Origin of the sequence: Nocardia brasiliensis IFM 10847 (assembly GCF_000710915.1) — a bacterium.
In the GTDB taxonomy this organism is placed as follows: Bacteria; Actinomycetota; Actinomycetes; order Mycobacteriales; family Mycobacteriaceae; genus Nocardia; species Nocardia brasiliensis_A.
In genome coordinates, this window is record NZ_BAUA01000048.1 from 39,179 (window position 1) to 57,950 (window position 18,772).

The 18,772-nt window shown below is 70.3% G+C and carries 17 protein-coding genes; 7 read left to right on the forward strand and 10 right to left on the reverse strand.

Features of this window, described 5'->3' with window-relative positions; all coding sequences use genetic code 11:
• Positions 1-21 precede the first annotated feature (21 nt).
• A complete protein-coding gene (locus NBRGI_RS10560) occupies positions 22-474 on the reverse strand; it encodes a hypothetical protein (RefSeq protein WP_029894997.1) in 453 nt (150 codons plus the stop codon).
• Between the two features lie 155 nt (positions 475-629).
• Between NBRGI_RS10560 and NBRGI_RS10565 the strand changes: the two genes are divergently transcribed.
• Positions 630-1,601: an SDR family NAD(P)-dependent oxidoreductase gene (locus NBRGI_RS10565; RefSeq protein WP_029894999.1), complete on the forward strand. Its 972-nt coding sequence runs from the start codon at positions 630-632 to the stop codon at positions 1,599-1,601.
• A 19-nt stretch (positions 1,602-1,620) separates the two neighbouring features.
• Here NBRGI_RS10565 and NBRGI_RS10570 read toward each other — a convergent pair whose 3' ends face one another.
• The gene (locus tag NBRGI_RS10570; RefSeq protein ID WP_029895001.1) at positions 1,621-2,355 is read right to left on the reverse strand and encodes an alpha/beta fold hydrolase; all 735 of its coding nucleotides are present in this window, start codon (positions 2,353-2,355) and stop codon (positions 1,621-1,623) included.
• A 168-nt stretch (positions 2,356-2,523) separates the two neighbouring features.
• Here NBRGI_RS10570 and NBRGI_RS10575 point away from each other — a divergent pair, with 168 nt between their 5' ends.
• Positions 2,524-3,228, forward strand: a complete 705-nt coding sequence (locus NBRGI_RS10575; RefSeq protein WP_029895002.1) for a class I SAM-dependent DNA methyltransferase — start codon at positions 2,524-2,526, stop codon at positions 3,226-3,228.
• On the opposite strand, the gene NBRGI_RS10580 is transcribed toward NBRGI_RS10575, so the two are convergent.
• The gene (locus tag NBRGI_RS10580; protein WP_029895003.1) at positions 3,219-4,823 is read right to left on the reverse strand and encodes a DNA polymerase Y family protein; all 1,605 of its coding nucleotides are present in this window, start codon (positions 4,821-4,823) and stop codon (positions 3,219-3,221) included. The two genes, NBRGI_RS10575 and NBRGI_RS10580, sit on opposite strands and share 10 nt — an antisense overlap.
• A gap of 40 nt (positions 4,824-4,863) precedes the next feature.
• Positions 4,864-5,652: a hypothetical protein gene (locus NBRGI_RS10585; protein WP_029895006.1), complete on the reverse strand. Its 789-nt coding sequence runs from the start codon at positions 5,650-5,652 to the stop codon at positions 4,864-4,866.
• Positions 5,653-5,914: 262 nt separating this feature from the next.
• On the opposite strand from NBRGI_RS10585, the gene NBRGI_RS10590 reads away from it, so the two are divergent.
• Positions 5,915-7,036 carry a serine/threonine-protein kinase gene (locus NBRGI_RS10590; protein ID WP_029895008.1) on the forward strand — a complete coding sequence of 374 codons (1,122 nt, stop codon included), beginning with the start codon at positions 5,915-5,917 and terminating at the stop codon, positions 7,034-7,036.
• A 45-nt stretch (positions 7,037-7,081) separates the two neighbouring features.
• Here NBRGI_RS10590 and NBRGI_RS10595 read toward each other — a convergent pair whose 3' ends face one another.
• Both NBRGI_RS10595 and NBRGI_RS10600 read right to left on the reverse strand, forming a co-directional pair.
• A complete protein-coding gene (locus NBRGI_RS10595) occupies positions 7,082-7,717 on the reverse strand; it encodes a response regulator (RefSeq protein ID WP_014981839.1) in 636 nt (211 codons plus the stop codon).
• A gap of 98 nt (positions 7,718-7,815) precedes the next feature.
• Positions 7,816-9,054, reverse strand: a complete 1,239-nt coding sequence (locus tag NBRGI_RS10600; RefSeq protein ID WP_148310768.1) for an ATP-binding protein — start codon at positions 9,052-9,054, stop codon at positions 7,816-7,818.
• A 277-nt stretch (positions 9,055-9,331) separates the two neighbouring features.
• On the opposite strand from NBRGI_RS10600, the gene NBRGI_RS10605 reads away from it, so the two are divergent.
• Both NBRGI_RS10605 and NBRGI_RS10610 read left to right on the forward strand, forming a co-directional pair.
• The gene (locus tag NBRGI_RS10605) at positions 9,332-10,903 is read left to right on the forward strand and encodes a PspC domain-containing protein (RefSeq protein ID WP_063726250.1); all 1,572 of its coding nucleotides are present in this window, start codon (positions 9,332-9,334) and stop codon (positions 10,901-10,903) included.
• A complete protein-coding gene (locus tag NBRGI_RS10610; RefSeq protein ID WP_029895016.1) occupies positions 10,896-11,111 on the forward strand; it encodes a hypothetical protein in 216 nt (71 codons plus the stop codon). Before NBRGI_RS10605 ends, NBRGI_RS10610 begins: the two co-directional genes overlap by 8 nt.
• Positions 11,112-11,175: 64 nt before the next feature.
• Here NBRGI_RS10610 and guaA read toward each other — a convergent pair whose 3' ends face one another.
• Positions 11,176-12,759 carry a glutamine-hydrolyzing GMP synthase gene (gene guaA / locus NBRGI_RS10615; protein WP_370627715.1) on the reverse strand — a complete coding sequence of 528 codons (1,584 nt, stop codon included), beginning with the start codon at positions 12,757-12,759 and terminating at the stop codon, positions 11,176-11,178.
• Between the two features lie 366 nt (positions 12,760-13,125).
• On the opposite strand from guaA, the gene NBRGI_RS10620 reads away from it, so the two are divergent.
• Positions 13,126-13,926, forward strand: coding sequence for an alpha/beta fold hydrolase (locus tag NBRGI_RS10620; protein ID WP_029895020.1), 801 nt, complete (start codon positions 13,126-13,128; stop codon positions 13,924-13,926).
• Positions 13,927-13,965: 39 nt separating this feature from the next.
• Here NBRGI_RS10620 and NBRGI_RS10625 read toward each other — a convergent pair whose 3' ends face one another.
• Positions 13,966-15,120 (reverse strand): GuaB3 family IMP dehydrogenase-related protein, encoded by a 1,155-nt coding sequence (locus tag NBRGI_RS10625; RefSeq protein ID WP_029895022.1) that lies wholly within the window; start codon positions 15,118-15,120, stop codon positions 13,966-13,968.
• A 284-nt stretch (positions 15,121-15,404) separates the two neighbouring features.
• Positions 15,405-16,949, reverse strand: a complete 1,545-nt coding sequence (gene guaB, locus NBRGI_RS10630) for an IMP dehydrogenase (protein WP_081877991.1) — start codon at positions 16,947-16,949, stop codon at positions 15,405-15,407.
• Positions 16,950-17,253: 304 nt separating this feature from the next.
• On the opposite strand from guaB, the gene NBRGI_RS10635 reads away from it, so the two are divergent.
• On the forward strand, positions 17,254-17,667 hold the full coding sequence (locus tag NBRGI_RS10635) for a DUF5319 domain-containing protein (protein ID WP_011207424.1): 414 nt from the start codon (positions 17,254-17,256) through the stop codon (positions 17,665-17,667).
• Positions 17,668-17,893: 226 nt separating this feature from the next.
• Here NBRGI_RS10635 and NBRGI_RS43645 read toward each other — a convergent pair.
• On the reverse strand, positions 17,894-18,772 hold an 879-nt coding region (locus NBRGI_RS43645), incomplete at its 5' end, for a hypothetical protein (protein WP_036558382.1).

An 18,772-nucleotide genomic window follows, 5' to 3' on the forward strand; every position in this document is an offset into this window, starting at 1 on the left:
GCATCACCTCCTCAGGCGGGTTCAGCTCGACAGCGGTTCGGTCGAACCGCGAGCCAGCGCGGATTCCACGCGTTCGAGTTCGGACCGGATCAGCGCGCCGTACGCGTCGGCGGCGAGGACGTCGAGGTGCCCGCGGGCGATGGTCAGCTGCATGCGCGCGGTGTCGAAATCGCCGACGCGGCGATGACTGTCGGCCAGGTTCAGATACAGCGACGGAAGGAAGCTGCGCAGCCCCTCGTCGAGCGGAATGCCGGGGCCGAACACCGCGGCCAGTGCCCGCCGATCCCAGAGCAGCGCGTCGGCGGCCGCGCCTTGGAGATCGGCCAGGTGATGCGCGATCACGCAGCGGTGCAAGGGATCACCGCCCTCACCGATCTCGTCCCACAACTTCTCCAGCGCCTGTCGCGCCGCCGCCGGGTTCCCCCCACCGAGCCGCACCGCGGCAAAGATGTCCGCCATCCGATCGTCCGCCATGCGCCGAGTATCGCACATATGTTCGATCGATTTCGAGGGGTTGTTCGACCCGTGTTCACCACCTCGACCGCCGCCCCGGAAAGTGATCAGCGCCACTTGGCAGGTAAACTTACTTCGGAGTAAGTTCGTGCCAAACAACCTGCAAAGGAGCAGCGATGACCGAGGCCTCCGCTGACGCCGCCGGCGCACGTCGCCGCCGCAACCGCGATATCGCCGGACGACATGTCCTGATCACCGGCGCCTCCTCCGGCATCGGCCGGGCGGCCGCGATCGCCGTCGCGGGCAAGGGCGCCACGGTGTTCCTGCTCGCGCGCCGCGCCGACGAACTCGCGAGCGTGGTCGAGGAGATCAAGGCCGCGGGCGGCAGTGCCTATGCCTACCAGTGCGATGTCACCGACTCCGACTCGGTCGATCACGCCGTGAAGACCATCCTCGACGAACACGGCCACGTCGACATGCTGGTGAACAACGCGGGCCGGTCGATCCGGCGCGCGATCCACCGCTCCACCGACCGGCTGCACGACTTCGAACGGACCATGGCGGTCAACTACTTCGGCGCGCTGCGGCTGACGCTGGCCCTGCTGCCGCAGATGCGCGAGCGCAAGTTCGGCCACATCGTCAACATCAGCAGCGCGGGCGTGCAGGTGGCGACGCCACGCTTCGCCGCCTACCTGGCCAGCAAGGCGGCGCTGGACAAATTCGCCGAGGTGGCCTCGGTGGAGACGATGGCCGACGGCGTCACCTTCACCACCATCCACATGCCGCTGGTGCGTACCCCGATGATCACCCCGAGCGGCGACCAGGGACCGTCCGAATCCCCCGAATGGGCCGCGGCGACCATCGTGCGCGCGCTGACCGAACGCCCCAAGCGCATCGACGTACCGCTGGGCACCTTCGCCGAATACGGCGCGCTGCTCACACCCAAGTTCCGCGACCGGATCCTGCACCGCTACTACCGCGCCCTGCCGGACTCCCCCGCGGCCAAGGGCGAACAGGTGGAGGAAACCGAGGACAACGCCGAACCTGTTGTGTCCCAGGCGAAACCGCGTCCACGCTCGGCGGCCCGGCGCGTCACCGGCACCGCCCTGCGCCGCGCGGCCCGCTGGGTGCCCGGCACCCACTGGTGAGCCGAGCCGCTCGACGAGCTCAGGCGGCGAGGAACGGGTGCACGACGGCGGCGAACTCGCGATAGCGGTCGCGATGGATGCTGTGGCCGCAGGTGAACGCGGTGACCGTGCAGTCGGGGACGGCGGTGCGCAGGAACTCGAGCTTCACCGGGTCGACCATGCCGCCGGGCCCGCCGCGCAGCACCAGCGTCGAGGCGGTGATGTCGGACAGCCGGTCCCACCACTCCGGGTTCGGCTTGCGGAACTGCTCGAGCGCGGTCCTGGTCATGGACCGGTCGAAGGCCAGCACCGCGCGCGGATGCCGGACCAGGCTCGAGGTGGCGTGCCAGAGTTCGGGCACGGTCGGGAAACGCCGGGTCAGGCGTAATTCCTCGGCGCCGGACTGCAAAGGCAGCGGGCATTCCTCGATGACCAGGCGACGCACCAGTGCGGGACGCTCCTGCGCGACGCAGGAGACGGCGTAACCGCCCAGCGAATGACCGACCAGATCCACCGAGGTCAGCTCCAGTCGCTCGCACAGGGCCAGCACGTCGGCGCCGAACTCGTCGAACCGATACGACTCGGCGTGCGCACTACGGCCGTGGCCGCGTAGATCGGGGATGATCACCCGGCGGCCCGCCTGCACCAGGGTCCGCGCGAACCGGTCCCAGGTGTGCCCGTCCCCGCCCATGCCGTGCACCAGCACCACGGGTACGCCGGAACCCGCGGTCGCCCCCGTGTCCCGGTAGGCGATCCGCACGTCACCGCATGCCATCTCGGCTGCCGTCAGATCCACGATCTTCGAGGGTACCGGGGTCGCGGCGGCCGGACCTGCGACTTGTCGCCCGGATCACGTGCGTCGAGCAGCACAGATCTGCCGCGCCGACGGCGCCGCAAGAAAAACTTCCTGGCGAAACCCGTTGTGCCGCGCAATACTCCGGGCATGCCGTCATTCGCGGAGTACGACCGCCGAAATTATCCCACCGTCGACGTGGCCACCGGATACGACGGCTGGGCGCCGACGTACGAGCACACGGTCATGGACGAGATGGATATCGCGCTGCTGGCCCGCCTGCGCCGACCGGAGTGGGCCCGGGTGCGGCGGGCCGCCGACCTCGGCTGCGGGACCGGACGCACCGGCGCCTGGCTGCGCACCCAGGGCGTCGCGGAGGTCGACGGGGTCGACCTGAGCACCCAGATGCTGAAACAGGCCGCGCAGCGCGGCGCACACAGCACGCTCACCACCGGCGACGTGCGCGACACCGGACTGCGCGGCGGGGCCTACGACCTGATCATCGCCTCGCTGGTCGACGAACACCTGCCCGAGTTGGCGCCGTTCTACGCCGAGGCCTGGCGGCTCGCCGCACCCGGCGCGCGGTGCGTGCTGGTCAGCTTCCACCCCCAGTTCATGATGGTGACCGGCATGCCGACGCACTACACCCCGCCCGGCGGCGAACCGGTGGCGATCAGCACCAACCTGCACCTGCTCAGCGAACACCTGACCGCGGCGCTGAACGCGGGCTGGGTGCTCACCGAATTCGCCGAGGCGTTGATCGACGAGGCCTGGCTGGCCGCGAAACCCAAGTGGACTCACCTGCTGGGGCAGCCGTTCACCATGGCTTCGGTGTGGACCCGGCCTCAGTCGTAAAGCCCTTCCGCACGCCAGTTCTCGTCGTAGTAGAGCAACAGCAGCACCCGCACCTCGGTGGCCGCACCGTCCAGCTGCACCTGGGCGCGGGCCGTGAAAGTGGCTGCGCTGTCGGCTTTTCCGGAGGTTTCCGGCGCCCACCAGCGCTCGTCCACCGGCCACGGTCCGGCCCATCCGGCCAGCCGCCACTGCCTGCTGCCCCAGCGCAGGCTGGACGGGTCGGCGCTGAACAAGGCGCGTTCGGTGATCCGGACCGGCCTGCCGTCGGCGTCCTCCAGGTGCACCACCGGGCGGTGCAGCAGGATCAGCGCGGGCGCGGGCTCCGGCAGCCGGCCCGGCCACGGCAGCGCCGGATCGGCGGCGGGCACGAGTTCGTCGCCCAGCGCAACCATGGTGACGCGCTCGGTGGGGCCGCGACCGCCGCTGAGCACGCCGACCCGCACCGCTTCCCCGCCGAGCAGGCCCTGCACCCGGATGAGCGCACGACGGGCCCGCTCGTCCTGTTCACCCACGCCGCCCCACAGGCCGAGTTGCAGCGCGCCCGCGGCCACCACCTCGACCGGGTCCAGGCGCAGCCGGACGATCGGCGCGGTGGGCCGGTCCCGGTGGGTGAGCCAGCCGTCGAGCTGCCAGCGCACCCGGTCCGCGGTGCCCTCCGGGGTCAACGGCTCCGCGCAGCGCCAGATCCGGGAAAGCTCCTCTCCCGCTTCGGTTTCGGCGAAAATCGACAGTCGGGTACAGGCCAGGCCGGCGGCCGCGAGCGCGGTGTGCAGGCGGGTGGCGAGCAGGCGGCCCGCGAAGGCGGCGGCGTCCACCCGTTCGATCGGCGGATCGCAGGGATACTCCACCGCCAGGTCTTTCGGCGGCTGCCGCGCGGCGGGCGGCCGCTCCGGCTCGGCGTTGGCGCTGCGGTGCGCGAGCACCGCGTCCGCGCCGAAGCGCGAGGCCACCTCCGCGGTGGACAGCGCGGCGAAATCACCGATCCGGCGTAAACCCAAGCGGTGCAGCAGATCCACCAGGTCGGTCCGCTCCGGGGCGGCCAGGCTCGGCTCGATCGCCAGCTCGTGCACCGGCAACGGCGCCAGGAAGCGTGCACCGTGCCCGGCGGGCACCAGCACGCCGCGGCGGGCGGCGATCACCGCAGTGGACACCTCGTCGGCGATGCCGACCTGCGCCTCCACCCCGGCGGCGGCCGCGGTGTCGACCAGCCGCTCGGCCGCCACCTCCTCGGAGCCGAAAAACCTTGCGGCGCCCCGGGCCCCGAGCACCAGCAGCCCCGGCCGCAACACCTCCACGCCGGGCACCGTCTCGTCCACCGCCGCCACCACCGGTTCGAACAGCCGCGCGTCCCGATCCGGATCCGCCTGGGCGAGAAACAGATCGGGGCAGCGGGCCTGCGCTTCCCGGCGCTTGAGCCCGCGCCGCACCCCGTCGGTGCGCGCGACCGCCGAACACGCGACCACCCGGTTGGCGAACAGCACCGCCACCGGCCGCGTCGCGGGTATCCCGGCCAGCGCCGCCGCGGCGACCGCAGGCCAATCCGGGCACCACAGCGCGAGCACCCGGGTCGCCTTTCCCGACTTCGGACGAATCATGGTGCCGCTGAGCCATTCCCGAGTAAAGGGACCGAGTGCCTCACGAGGCTGCTTCGCCGGCGTCGATCACCGGCACGGCCCGCCGGTTCGCCTCGTGCCGGACCCATTCGACCCGGCCCGCCCGCGAACACAGATCGAGCCTGCCGCGCCGGGGCTGCCCCTCCTTGCCGCGCACCTCCACCTCCAGGCCGAGGGCACGCAGGCGGCCCCAGCCCCGGCCGAGCCCCGCATAACCGGCGACGCGCGCGTCGAGCCGCAGGGTGGGACCGGGCCAGCGACCGTCGGTGACCACCAGGGTCGAGCCCTTGTTGCGGGCGCGCGCGGCGATCACCCTGGTGCGGGCGGGCGGCACCGCCGCGCCGCTCAGGCCGAGCACGACCAGGTCGAGACCGTCGAGCAGGACGGCGGCCACCTCCACCGGGTCCTGGCCCGGGTCGGCGATCACGGCGAGCCGCTCCAGCTGGGCGCCCATCTCCGCCGCGGCGAGCAGGCCGAGCCGCGGCACCCCGACCACCGCGGCATGGCCGCCTGCTCCGGTCACCGCGGCGACCAGCCCGGCGAGCAGCGAACGCGCCCCGGTGTAGGACACGACGGAACCTTTGGCCAGACCGCCGTCCGGCAACAACTCGGCGAGCGGCGGCGGCACCGCGAGCACCTCCCGGCGCAACCGCGCCTGCACCGGTACCCGCTCGACCGCCGCCGCCCCGCGCCCGGGGATGGCCGCCATCTTTCTGCGCAGCTCAGCCAGGGTCATCCGGGTCTCCCGACCCGCCGACGGCGACGAGCCCCGCGGTTGTGCCCCCTCCTGCGTTCGCGCATCCGAACCCATCCCTACCACCTACTTCCCACGATGGACCCGGGTCGGCACCGACTCAGCTATCGATCCGTAATCGAATATACGTTCGATACCTGCTCAGTAGAAACCGACCCCCGGGTTCCGTCAAGAGGGCGCACCCGTGGGCGGCGATTTCGAAACGCGGCCGTTGTACGACGACGGCCGCTCTACCCGGTCGTTATGCGGGTGCGACGGCGGCATGCGGTGTCGCCACGAATCAGGCCAGCTAAGCCCATTTTCCGCTACCCTCGCACCCGTGACCGAACGCGCTCGTCCCATCGTCGGCCCCGACTACCTCGTCGCCGGCCGCTACCGGCTGCAGTCGAAGGCGGGCGGGGGTGGCATGGGCGCGGTCTGGCTCGCGCACGACCGGCTGCTCGATCGGGATGTCGCGATCAAGCAGGTCATCTCGACGGCCGGGCTCGACGAACAAGAGGCCAACGAGATCCGCAGCCAGATCATGCACGAGGGCCGGGTCGCCGCCAAGCTCTCGCACGAGCACGCGATCGCCGTCTACGACGTGGTGCTGGAGGCCGGCGAACCGTGGCTGGTGATGGAACACCTGCCGTCCCGCAGCGTCGCCAAGGCGCTCGCGCTGGTCGAGACCCTCCCCCCGATCGAGGTGGCGCAGATCGGCGCGCAGGTGGCCGACGCGTTGGCCGCGGCACACGCGGCGGGCATCGTGCACCGAGATATCAAGCCGGGCAATATCCTTGTCGCCGACCGCGGTCCGATCGTCGGCATGGCCAAGCTCAGCGACTTCGGCATCTCGCGCGGCGCGGGCGAGCACTCCGACGAACCCGACGGTGTGATCACCGGCACCCCCGCCTACCTGCCGCCGGAGGTGGCGCGCGGCGCCCAGCCGACCAAGGCCAGCGACGTGTTCTCCCTCGGCGCCACGCTCTACACCGCGATCGAGGGGCAACCGCCGTTCGGTTTCGACGAGGATCAGGACGTCGTGGTGACCCGCGCGGCCATGGCGCAGATCATCCCGCCCACCCGCAGCGGCATGCTCACCGAGGCGCTGCTGCACATGATGGAGCCGGCCCCGCAGCGCCGGCCGACGATGGCCGAGGCCAGAGACGAAATCCTCACCGCCGCTTTCGGTCCCGGCACCGGTCCGTACATTCTCGGCGCGCCGGTGCGCACCGAGGACGGCACGATTCCGGCGTGGGCGGCCCGCAATTCGGCCTCCGGCTTACGCAGCCCGCACTCCACCCCGTTACCCCGCCCGCACCGCACCCCCGTGAGCACCGCGGCGGCCCCCGCCCCGCAGCGCACGAAGGCCCCGCAGCCGAGCAGTGCTCCCCTGGCCATCGCAGTCGGCCTGCTGATCGGCCTGATCATCATCATCGCGATCATCGTCGCGGTGATGTAAGCGCCTCTCTCCCAAACAATCTGCCCCGGAGCGGGCGAAGAGAACTCAGTCGATCCGGCGCCGATGCGCCCAGCGGGTGAGCGCATTGCGGTTGGACTGCTGAGTTTTGCGCAACACGTTGGAGGCGTGGGTCTCCACGGTTTTCACCGAGATGAACAGGTTTTCGGCGATCTCCCGATAGGTGTAGCCGCGCGCGAGCAGGCGCAGCACCTCGAGTTCCCGCGGGGTCAGCGAATCCAGTTCCGGATCCAGCGGCGGTTCCGGCACCGGCGACTTACCGGTGAACGAGTCCAGCACGAAACCGGCCAGGCGCGGACTGAACACGGCGTCGCCGCCCGCCACCCGCCGGATGCCGTCGGCCAGTTCGGCGCCCGAAATCGTCTTGGTCACATAGCCTCTGGCGCCCGCCCGGATCACCGCGATCACGTCTTCGGCGGCATCGGACACGCTCAGGGCCAGGCACACCGGCCCGTCCTCGATACCGCCGAGCACCGCCACACCGCCGCCGTCGGGCATGTGCACGTCGAGCAGCACCACATCCGGTTTCGCCGTGTTGATCCCGGCGATCGCCTCGGCCACCCCGCCCGCCTCACCGACCACTTCCATGTCGGTTTCTCTGCTCAACTCCGCCCGCACACCCGACCGGAACACTGCGTGATCGTCGACGAGAAAAACTCGCACGGTCACCTATCCGCCTCTCCGCGTACTCCGCCGGACATGAAAGCCACCGCGCTGTCGCCGCGGGCCACCGGCCGCACGCTGAGTCTAATGAAAAATCGTCACGGCACGGGTTGCCGGACTTCGGCCTGCGCCGCCTGCTCGTCGGCGGCGTCATCCGGGCCGCCGGAATCCGTGCGCGGCATGAAGATTCGCACCTCGGTGCCGCGGCCCGGATGGGACAGGATCTCCACTTGACCACCGCGGCGTTCGATGCGGCCGCGAATGGATTTCGCCAACCCCTGCCGGTCCTGCGGCACCGCCGCGGCATCGAAACCGGTGCCGCGGTCGCGCACGAAGATGCTCACCTGATGGGGTTCGGTCTCGGCGAAGAGATCGATCTCCGGGACGCCCGCGTGCTTCGCGGCGTTGACCAGCGCCTCCCGGCTGGCGCCGAGCAGCGCGGTGAAATGCTCCTTGGGCAGGCCGGATCCGGTGTCGCCGAGATCCATCGACACGTCGCCGACGGTCACCGGGGCAACCTTCACACCGTGCTGATCCTCTACTTCGCCCGCGATGGTGCGCAGGGCAGCGGCCAGACTCGACTGCGCGGGCCCGGCGTCATCGAACAACCACTTGCGCAGTTCGCGCTCCTGGCTACGCGCCAGCCGCGCCACCTCCTGCGGATCGTCGGCCTGACGCTGGATCAGGGCCAGCGTCTGCAAGACGGAATCGTGCAGGTGTGAGGCGATCTCCTCGCGTTCCTCGTTGCGGATGCGCGCCGCGCGCTCGGCGTTCAATGCTCGCATCATGCGCAGCCAGAGCGGCACCGTCAGCAGCGCCGCCCCGACCAGGGTGACCGCCACCGCGACGAGCGCGGACCCGAGCGAGCTCAGATCGATCCTGGCCAGCACCACCACGCCGAGCCCCGCCACGATCAGCGTGCCGCCCGCGACGATGCGCGCCCAGGTCACCACCGAGGGACGGGCGGGCAGGCCGAGCAGCGAGCGCGGACCGTCGGCGTCGTACTCGCGCCAGACCAGCGCCGCGCCGATGGCCACCACGATGATCGGCACGATCACGCTCGCCGCGGTCCCGCTGAACAGCCAGGACACCCCGACCGCGAGCGCGAGCCCGAGCAGGGCCAGGCCGATCGCCTGCCGCCGCTCCGAACCGGAGGCCTTCACCACATCGTTGCCACCGGGGGTGAAGATCCACAGCAGCCCGTAGGTGACGATGCCCGCGCCGAACGCGGACAGCAGCACGAAGGCGATCCGTACCTTGAACACGTCGATGCCGAGGTGATCGGCGATGCCGCCCGCCACCCCGCCGACGATTCGGCCGCCCGAGCGCCGGACCATCCGCGCATGCGGCGCCCGCCCGGGGTCGAACACCGGCGCCGGGCCGAAACCGCGCACAGGATCGAACCCCCGTGTGGCTTCGAACCCCCTGGTGTCGAACGAGGGCGCAGACGGGTACATGTCTTCGATAGTGACACGCGCCCCGGCAGCTAGCTATCAGGAATCACCCTGATCTTCGCGCCTACCCGCCGCTGACCGGCCGGTCCAAAGGATGGGGGGAATTATTCAGGGTTCCCCCCGATGTGCGGATGCGCTGGTCAGGCACAGTATGGGAACCATGACGAAAACGAGCTTCGGGGACCAGCTCCAGCACATGTGGCGCACGCGGCCGGTGCGGCTGCCTCGGCAGGGGCCGATCGCCGGCGTCGCGGCCGGGTTCGGCCGGCGGTACAACGTCGACCCGGTGCTCGTTCGCGTGGCATTCGTGGTGTCGGCCATCTTCGGCGGCGCGGGCGTCGTCCTGTACCTGCTCGCCTGGCTACTGTGCAGCGAGGCCGGGGATCAGGCGTCGGCGGCCGAGTCGCTGGTGGGGAAGGGCCACAGTTCCCAGTCACAGACCAAGACGATCGTGTTGATCGTCGCGCTCGCCATCGCGGTGAGCACGATGGGTCCGGTCGGGGTCGGCCTCGGCGGCTCGGGGCTGATCAGCCTCGCGCTGATGCTGGCGGGCTGGTGGATGCTGCATCTGCGCAACCCCGCCGCACCACCCGGCACCACCAGTGAGTTCAGCGGGTTGATGACCGACGACGGCATCACCGCCACCGGGTACCCCGGCGCCACCTTCCCGCCGGGCGCCCCGCGCACCGCCGGAGCCATGTACGTCCCACCGACCAACGTGTACACCCCGTACACCAAGCTGCCGGACGCCTACGTTCCGGATGCCCCTGCTCCTGAAACCGCCTCGCCGCAACCGGATTCGCCCGTTGCCGCCGAAGCGCCCACCGCCGTGCTGCGGGTGGACGAGCAGTCCACGACGATCATCGACCTCGAAAAGCCCGCTACGCCGGGCGAAGACAGCACCGTCGCGCTGGACAAGCCGAACACGCCGGTCGAGTCCGCCGACGACATCCAGGACGCCGAGATCGTCCCCGATCCCGCGCCCGCACTGCGCAAGGATTCTCCTGCCGAGCGGTTCGACACCGGAACGCCTTCCGGTGCAAGCAGATCCGTGACGCTCGACCGCCCGGCTCCGCCGTCCTGGGATCCGCTCGGCGTCGCGCCGCTCGCCTGGGACCTGCCCGAACCGACCCCGGTCCGCACCGTGGTCGCGCCCCCACCGAAACGCCCACGCTCCCGGCTGACCCCGGTGGTGATCGGTCTCGCCATCCTGGCGGCCGCGGGCGCCGGTGCGCTGGCCGCATCGGGCGTCGAATGGATGACGCCCGGCCGGATCGCGGCGGTGGCACTGGCGGTGGTCGGCCTGGGCCTGGTACTCGGCGCCTTCCTGCGCCGCGGCTACGGACTGCTGGTGCTGACCGCCCCGCTGGCCGGCTTCGTCCTGCTCGCCTCGGCGATCGGCCCGGTCGAACTCGATCGCGCCGCGATGGGCGAGCACGTCTGGACCCCGACCTCGATCGACCAATTGGACGCGAAGTACCGGATCAACATGGGCGCGGGCAAACTCGACCTGCGGTCGCTGAACCTCACCGCGAATCGCACCGTCGACATCAGTGTCCGCATGGGCGACTTCCAGGTGCTGGTGCCCGCCGGTATGACGGTGCGCACCAATTGCGATGTGGCGATGGGTGATTGCGTAAACGGCATCACCGGACCGAATACACCCGACACCCCCGTGCTCGACCTGCGGGTCGACGTCCGGGCCGGCTCTATGGCGGTGCAACGTGGCTGACAACTCGTACAACGAGACCGACACCAAGCGCGGCCCGTCCGCCTCGCTGCTCATCGTCGGCCTGCTGGCCCTCGGGGTGAGCGCATGGGCCTTCATCGGCCCCGAGTCGTGGTCGCAGACCAGCGGAGTGCCGCTGGGCTGGATCGTGGTGCTCGCCGCCATCGTCATCGGCGTAGTGCTGGTGGTCTCCCCGCGCAAACGACGCTGAACACGCCGCACACGAAAGGCCCCGTCCATCAGGACGGGGCCTTTGCTGTCGGCTCAGTGCCGGATCACTCCCATTCGATGGTGCCCGGCGGCTTGCTGGTCACATCGAGGACGACCCGGTTGACCTCCGGCACCTCGTTGGTGATCCGGGTGGAGATCCGCTCCAGCACCTCGTAGGGCAGCCGGGTCCAGTCTGCGGTCATCGCGTCCTCGCTGGAGACCGGGCGCAGCACGATCGGGTGACCGTAGGTGCGGCCATCGCCCTGCACGCCGACGCTGCGCACATCCGCGAGCAGCACCACCGGGCACTGCCAGATCTGCTTGTCGAGCCCGGCGGCGGTGAGTTCCTCCCGTGCGATGGCATCGGCCTGGCGCAGCGTGGCCAGCCGATCGGGGGTCACCTCGCCGACGATCCGGATGGCCAGGCCGGGGCCGGGGAACGGCTGCCGGCCGACGATCTCCTCCGGCAGGCCGAGCTCACGACCGACCGCGCGCACCTCGTCCTTGAACAGCAGGCGCAACGGCTCGACCAATTCGAATTCCAGGTCGTCGGGCAGGCCACCGACATTGTGATGGCTCTTGATGTTCGCGGTGCCGGTGCCGCCGCCGGACTCCACCACATCCGGGTACAGCGTGCCCTGCACGAGGAATTCGACCTTCGAGCCGGTGTCCGCGGCATCCGTGCCCTGCTCGAGCACGACCTCGGACACCGCGTCCTCGAACGAACGGATGAACTCGCGCCCGATGATCTTGCGCTTCTCCTCGGGGTCGGTGACGCCCTTCAACTCACCGAGGAACTTGTCGACCGCGTCGACGGTGACCAGCTTGGCCCCGGTGGCGGCGACGAAATCCTGCTGCACCTGCTCGCGCTCGCCCGCGCGCAACAGGCCGTGGTCGACGAACACACAGGTCAACCGGTCCCCGATGGCGCGCTGCACCAGCGCGGCGGCGACCGCGGAATCGACACCGCCGGACAGGCCGCAGATCGCGTGCCCGGTGCCGATCTGCTCACGCACCCCGGCGATCAGTGATTCGGCGATATTGGCCGGCGTCCAGGTGGCGCGGATGCCCGCGATCTCGTGCAGGAAGCGGCTGAGCACCTGCTGGCCGTGCGGCGAATGCAGAACCTCGGGGTGGTACTGCACGCCGGCCAGGCGGCGGGCCCGATCCTCGAACGCGGCGACCGGCGCGCCCGCCGTGGTGCCGGTGACCTCGAAGCCCGCGGGGGCATCGGTCACCGCGTCGCCGTGGCTCATCCAGACCGGCTGGATGGTGGGCAGGCCGCCGTGCAGCAGGCCGCCGTCGATATTGAGTTCGGTGCGGCCGTATTCGCGGGTGCCGGTGTGCGCGACCGTGCCGCCGAGCGCCTGCGCCATCGCCTGGAAGCCGTAGCAGATGCCGAACACCGGCAGGCCCAGATCGAACAGCCGCGCGTCCAATTGCGGTGCGCCCTCGGCATACACGCTGGCCGGACCGCCGGACAGGATCACCGCGAGGGGCTGGCGCGCGGCGATCTCCTCCACCGTGGTGGTGTGCGGGATCACCTCGGAGAACACACTCGATTCGCGGACTCGCCGAGCGATCAGCTGTGCGTACTGCGCGCCGAAGTCGACGACGAGGACCGGTCTCTGAGTTTCTGCCACCGGCACAGTTTAGTGAGCGGGCCACACGAGCGAATCATCGGCACCGCGGTGCCGCTACCAGCACCGACGACGCCGTCTCGGTAGTACGCGGGCACCGGCCGCCGCAGGCGTCGCGACGAGCATCCGCGCAACGAAGGCAACGGCGAGCGAACTGTCGGCACCGCCGACACGCGGCCGCGGCGCCCGATCCCGAGCGCTGCGGCGGCGAACCCGGCCGCCCCGCAACGAAGTCCAGCGATCGAGGTCGCGGCCTTGGCGAACCGGTCGGCACGGGCGATTTCGGAACTCGTCGCGCCCACGAACTCCAGCAAGTAATCGGGCGACCCAGCAAATCGGCCCGCGAGCCGGTGCCCCGCTGGCTATTCTCGTGCAGTGCCATTCGCCCGCGCGATCGACGCCGACATCCACTACGAGGACAGCGGCGGGAGCGGACCGGTGGTACTGCTAGCACACGAATTCTTCATGGACCGGACCATGTTCGCGGCTCAGATGGCCGCGCTGGCACCGGAATTCCGGATCGTCTCGTGGGACGCCCGCGGCCACGGCCGCACCAGGGACGAGGGTTTGCCGTTCACCTACTGGACCGCGGCACGCGACGCGCTCACCGTGCTCGACCACGTCGGCGCCGAACGAGCCGTGGTCGGCGGCACCGCGCAAGGCGGCTTCACCGCCCTGCGGACCGCGCTCATCGCGCCGGAACGAGTCTCGGCACTGATATTGATCAGCACCGAAGCGAACGGCCCGACCCCCGAACAGTCCGACGCCACTCAGAAGTTCCTCGAGGAGTGGTACGACGACGGCTCCCGCCAGCAGGCCGCGCACCAGCTCGCGTCCTGGCTGATCGGCAACGACAACTGGTACCGCACCATCTGGACCACCCGCTGGCTGCTGCGCGACTGCCGCGGCATCGAGATGGCGGCCGGCTGTCTGCTCAGCCGTGACTCGGTGCTGGAGCGGCTGTCCGAAATCACCTGTCCCGCCTTGGTGATCCACGCCACCGACAGCGGCATCCCGCCCGACCGGGCCAGGCAGCTGACGCACGGCCTCACCGGCTCGACCTACGTCGAGATCGCGGGCGCCCGGCTCGCGGTCACCATGACCCATCCCGACCCGGTGAACACCGCGATGCGCCGCTTCCTACGCGAACGCGTCATCCCGAGCAGTGCCCGCTGAAACCTTCGCGGCGAGCGCGGGATTCGCGACGCCATGCGCTCAGCCGCGGACGCTGAGGCCGACCTTCTGGAATTCCTTGAGGTCGGAGTAGCCCGCCTTGGCCATCGAACGGCGCAGACCGCCAACGAGATTCAGGGAGCCGAACGGGTCGTCGGAGGGGCCGAACAGCACCTGCTCCAGGCTGGGGCGCAGCGAATCGCCGGAGCCCTCTTCCTGTTCCCATTCGACGCCGAGCAGCGAGCCACGCGGCACCGAGGGGTGCGCGGCGGCCGAGGGCCAGTACCAGCCGCGGCCCGGCGCCTCGGCGGCCACCGCGAGCGGCACCCCGAGCATCGCGGCGTCCGCGCCGCAGGCGATCGCCTTGGCCAGCTGACCGGAGGTCTCGATATCGCCGTCGGCGATGACGTGCACGTACCGGCCGCCGGTCTCGTCCAGATAGTCCCGGCGCGCGGCGGCGGCGTCGGCGATCGCGGTGGCCATCGGCACACCGATGCCGAGCACCTCGCGGGTGGTGGTCGCGCCGGGGAACGAGCCGTAGCCGACGATGACGCCCGCCGCGCCGGTGCGCATCAGGTGCAGTGCGGTCCGGTGATCGCTCACCCCGCCCGCCACCACCGGCACGTCCAGCTCGGCGATGAAGGTCTTGAGGTTCAACGGTTCACCGTCGCCGACGTGTTCGGCGGAGATGATGGTGCCGTGCACGACCAGCAGGTCGACCCCGGCCTGCACCAGGGCGGGCGTCAACGCGCGCGCGTTCTGCGGGCTCACCCGCACCGCGACGGTCACCCCGGCCGCCCGCACCTGCGCGACCGCGGCCGCGAGCAGCTCCGGCTGCATCGGCGCGGCATGCAGCTCCTGCAGCAGCGAGACGGCCCGCTCGTAGCCGCCCTTGCCGACCAGCTCGAGCAGTTGCTCGATCTTCGCGGCGACATCGGCGTGCCTGGCCCAGAGGCCCTCGCCGTTGATGACACCGAGTCCGCCGAGGCGGCCGAGTTCGATGGCGAACTCCGGCGACACCAGCGCATCGGTCGGGTGCGCGAGGAACGGGATCTCGAAACGGTAGGCGTCGAGCTGCCAGGACAGCGACACCTGCTTCGACGAGCGGGTCCGGCGCGAGGGGACGATATCGATATCGTCCAGCTCGTAGGTACGCCGGGCGGTCCGGCCCATGCCGATCTCGACCATGTCGCGCACGTTTGTACTCCTATCTATCGGCCGCGCGAACGCGGCGTGTTCGGGCCCCCTCGTGTCCGGCGCACGAGCCGTCGAGACTCGCGCGCGAGACGGGCCACGAACGGCGCGTGAGACTCGCGCTGTGGTGACCTTGTCCGCACCGGAGGTCGCGGCCCCAGGCTAGTCGCAGCCAGGTCAGCGACCGCGCGGACACGGCACGCCGGCCCCGTCATCGGGTCCGGACGCGCCATTCGGCATCCGCGGCCGCCGTTGCCCGGCAGCGCACCGCCGGTTTCCTACCTCCGCTAGCCGCGGCCGGTGTAGTTGGGGGCCTCGACGGTCATCGTGATGTCGTGCGGGTGGCTCTCCTTCAGACCCGCTGCGGTGATCTGCACGAACTGCGCGTCCTGCAGATGCGCGATGGACTGCGAGCCGGTGTAACCCATGGCCGCGCGCAGACCGCCGACGAGCTGGTGGATGACCTGGTTCACCGGGCCGCGGAAGGGCACCCGGCCCTCGATGCCCTCAGGCACCAGCTTGTCCTCGGCGAGCACGTCGTCCTGGAAGTAGCGGTCCTTTGAGAAGGACTTCGCCTGGCCCCGGCCCTGCATCGCACCGAGCGAGCCCATGCCGCGGTAGCTCTTGAACTGCTTGCCGCCCACCAGGATCAGCTCGCCCGGCGATTCGGCGGTGCCCGCGAGCAGCGAGCCGAGCATCACGGTGGACGCGCCCGCCGCGATGGCCTTGGCGATATCGCCGGAGAACTGGATGCCGCCGTCGGCGATCACCGGCACACCGGCCGGCTTGCACGCGGCCACGGCCTCGAGGATCGCGGTGATCTGCGGTGCGCCGACGCCCGCGACCACGCGGGTGGTGCAGATGGAGCCGGGACCGACGCCGACCTTCACCGCGTCCGCGCCGGCCTCGACCAGCGCGGCTGCGCCCGCTCGAGTGGCCACATTGCCGCCGACGACCTGGATCCGGTCGCCGACCTCGGCCTTGACCTTGGTGACCATCTGCAGCACCTGCGCCTGATGGCCGTGCGCGGTATCGACGACGAGCACGTCCACGCCCGCGTCGGCCAGCGTCATCGCGCGCGACCAGGCGTCCTCGCCCACGCCGACCGCGGCGCCGACCAGCAGGCGGCCGTCGCGGTCCTTGGTGGCGTTCGGGTACTGATCGGTCTTGACGAAGTCCTTGACCGTGATGAGTCCGCGCAGCCTGCCGTTGCCGTCCACGATGGGCAGCTTCTCGATCTTGTGCCTGCGCAGCAGGCCGAGCGCCGCCTCTGCGGTGACACCCTCCTGCGCGGTGATCAACGGCGCCTTCGTCATCACCTCTTCGACCCGGCGGTTCTGATCGACCTCGAACCGCATGTCGCGATTGGTGATGATGCCCACAAGGGAACCGGTCTCGTCCACCACCGGCAGGCCGGAGATGCGGAACCGGGCGCACATGGCGTCGACCTCGGCGAGGGTGTCCGACGGACGGCAGGTCACCGGATCGGTCACCATGCCCGCCTCGGACCGCTTCACCGTCTCCACCTGCGCGGCCTGATCGGCTGCCGCGAGGTTGCGGTGCAACACGCCCATGCCGCCGGCGCGGGCCATCGAGATGGCCATCCGCGCCTCGGTCACCGTGTCCATCGCCGAGCTCACCAGCGGGGTCCGCAACCGGATCTCCCTGGTCAGCTGGCTGGACGTCTCCACAGAACTGGGGATGAGATCCGAGGCGGCGGGCAACAACAACACATCGTCGAATGTGAGGCCGAGCATGGCGATCTTGTGCGGATCGTCACCACCCGTAGATGGGCGGACAGCAGTGCGTTCGCCCGATACGGGATTACTCATTCGGATCGACCCCTCCTGGACGTCGACAGCGAGCGGCGCCGGGGTCACCGGCGTCGTGCGCAGCTGATGGGATGGACTGGTGACTCCGGATATCGTGTCGGGTGCTCGCCGGAGCCTGACACCATGGTATCTGTCCCGCAAACCCGCCGACCAAGTGAGCCCACCGGGGGACGACGGGGCGGCGAACCCGACGCGAAACGCGCGGGCACGGGGCGACGGCACGGACCGGTGGCGGGTGGGTACCGGCGAAACTTGCGGCCCACATCGCTGGCGCAGACCACCCTGTTCTGCGTACCGTGGGGATGTGCGTGACCATCTACCACCTGGCTTGCCGCCGGATCCCTTCGCCGGAGACCCCTCCGACCCGTCCGCCGCGCTCGATGCCATCGAGCCCGGTGAGCCGCTGGATCCCCACGAGCGCCTCGCGGTCGAGGAGGATCTCGCTGATCTCGCCGTCTACGAGGCACTACTAGCGCACCGCGGTATCCGCGGACTCGTGGTCAGCTGCGAAGACTGTCGGCAGGACCACTACCACGACTGGGACATGTTGCGCGCCAACCTGCTTCAGCTATTGGTGGACGGCACGGTGCGCCCGCACGAGCCCGCCTACGATCCGACGCCGGAAGCGTACGTCACCTGGGATTACTGCCGGGGCTACGCGGATGCCTCGATGAACGAGGCCTTCCACGGCGACGGTTTCGACGGTTTCGACAGCTGAGCGTTTCGCCGCCGCGCTTCGACCCATCCGTGCCGCGTCGATGGTTCGGACCCCGCTACAGCGCGCTGTGCCGCTGTGATTTTCGCCGCATAGATCTTCGCCGCGCAGCCCCCGCGACACCCCGGTAGGGAGCCCCGAAAGACAGAAAACCGACCGCCGTCAGGCAATCGGTTCATGTCTTGTTCGTTGTGTACTGCGTTGGTATTCAGCCGGGCCTGCGTTCGACTCAGCTGGTGCTGGGCAAACCCGCACCGGACGGCACGGCGAACGTCGGCCCCGAGTTCCCTGTCGGCGGCTTGGTCACCGGCTGGGTCGGCGCACCGTTCGAATCCCCGGTCGGCTCGACCACCGTAGGCCCGGACACCGTGGTGGGTGTCGCAGGCTGGGTGGTCGGCTCGACGGTCGGCGGCGGCGTGGTCACCGGCGGCGGGGTGGTCGGTTTGTCGTCGGTCGGCTCGGTCGGTTCGGTCGGCTTGTCCGACGGATCGCCCGGCTTCGTCTGCAGGATCGAGGCGTCCGGCGTGGTGTGCACCGGCGGCACCGGCTTGGTGGGCTTGACCCCACTGGTCGGTGTCGGCGTGACCGGATCCGACGTGCCGTTGTTCAGCTGATCGGCCAGGTCCTGCCGCACCTTGGCCAGCTCGGCGACGAGCCGGTTCCACTCCTCCATCGCCTCGGTGTGCTTCTTGGGGTCGCTGATCTGCCCGGCATTCTCCTTGGCCGCCGCCAAGCGCTGCTTGGCCGCGACGGGATCCTGCTTGACCAGCTTGCCGGCCTCGCTCAGATCGCTGTCGGTGCGCTGCACCACGGTGCTCTGCGCCTGCTCACTGAACACGACCTCTTTGACCCGCCACAGCGGATCACCCGGCTCGGCGTTATAGGAGAACGCCGTCATACCGCCGAAGACCAGGGCGAGTGCCGCCGCGGCCCCGAGGAGTGGGCGGACCAGCCGTAGTCGGTTGCCGGTCTGGGCCCCTATCCGTACCTGACGCGCACCGATCTCCTGATTGACCGCGGCCACGATCGCATCCAGATCGGGTGCCTGGGTCATCGGCGCAGCGATGAGCTCCGCGCGCCAGTCCGCGAGCAAAGCCGCGAGCTGATA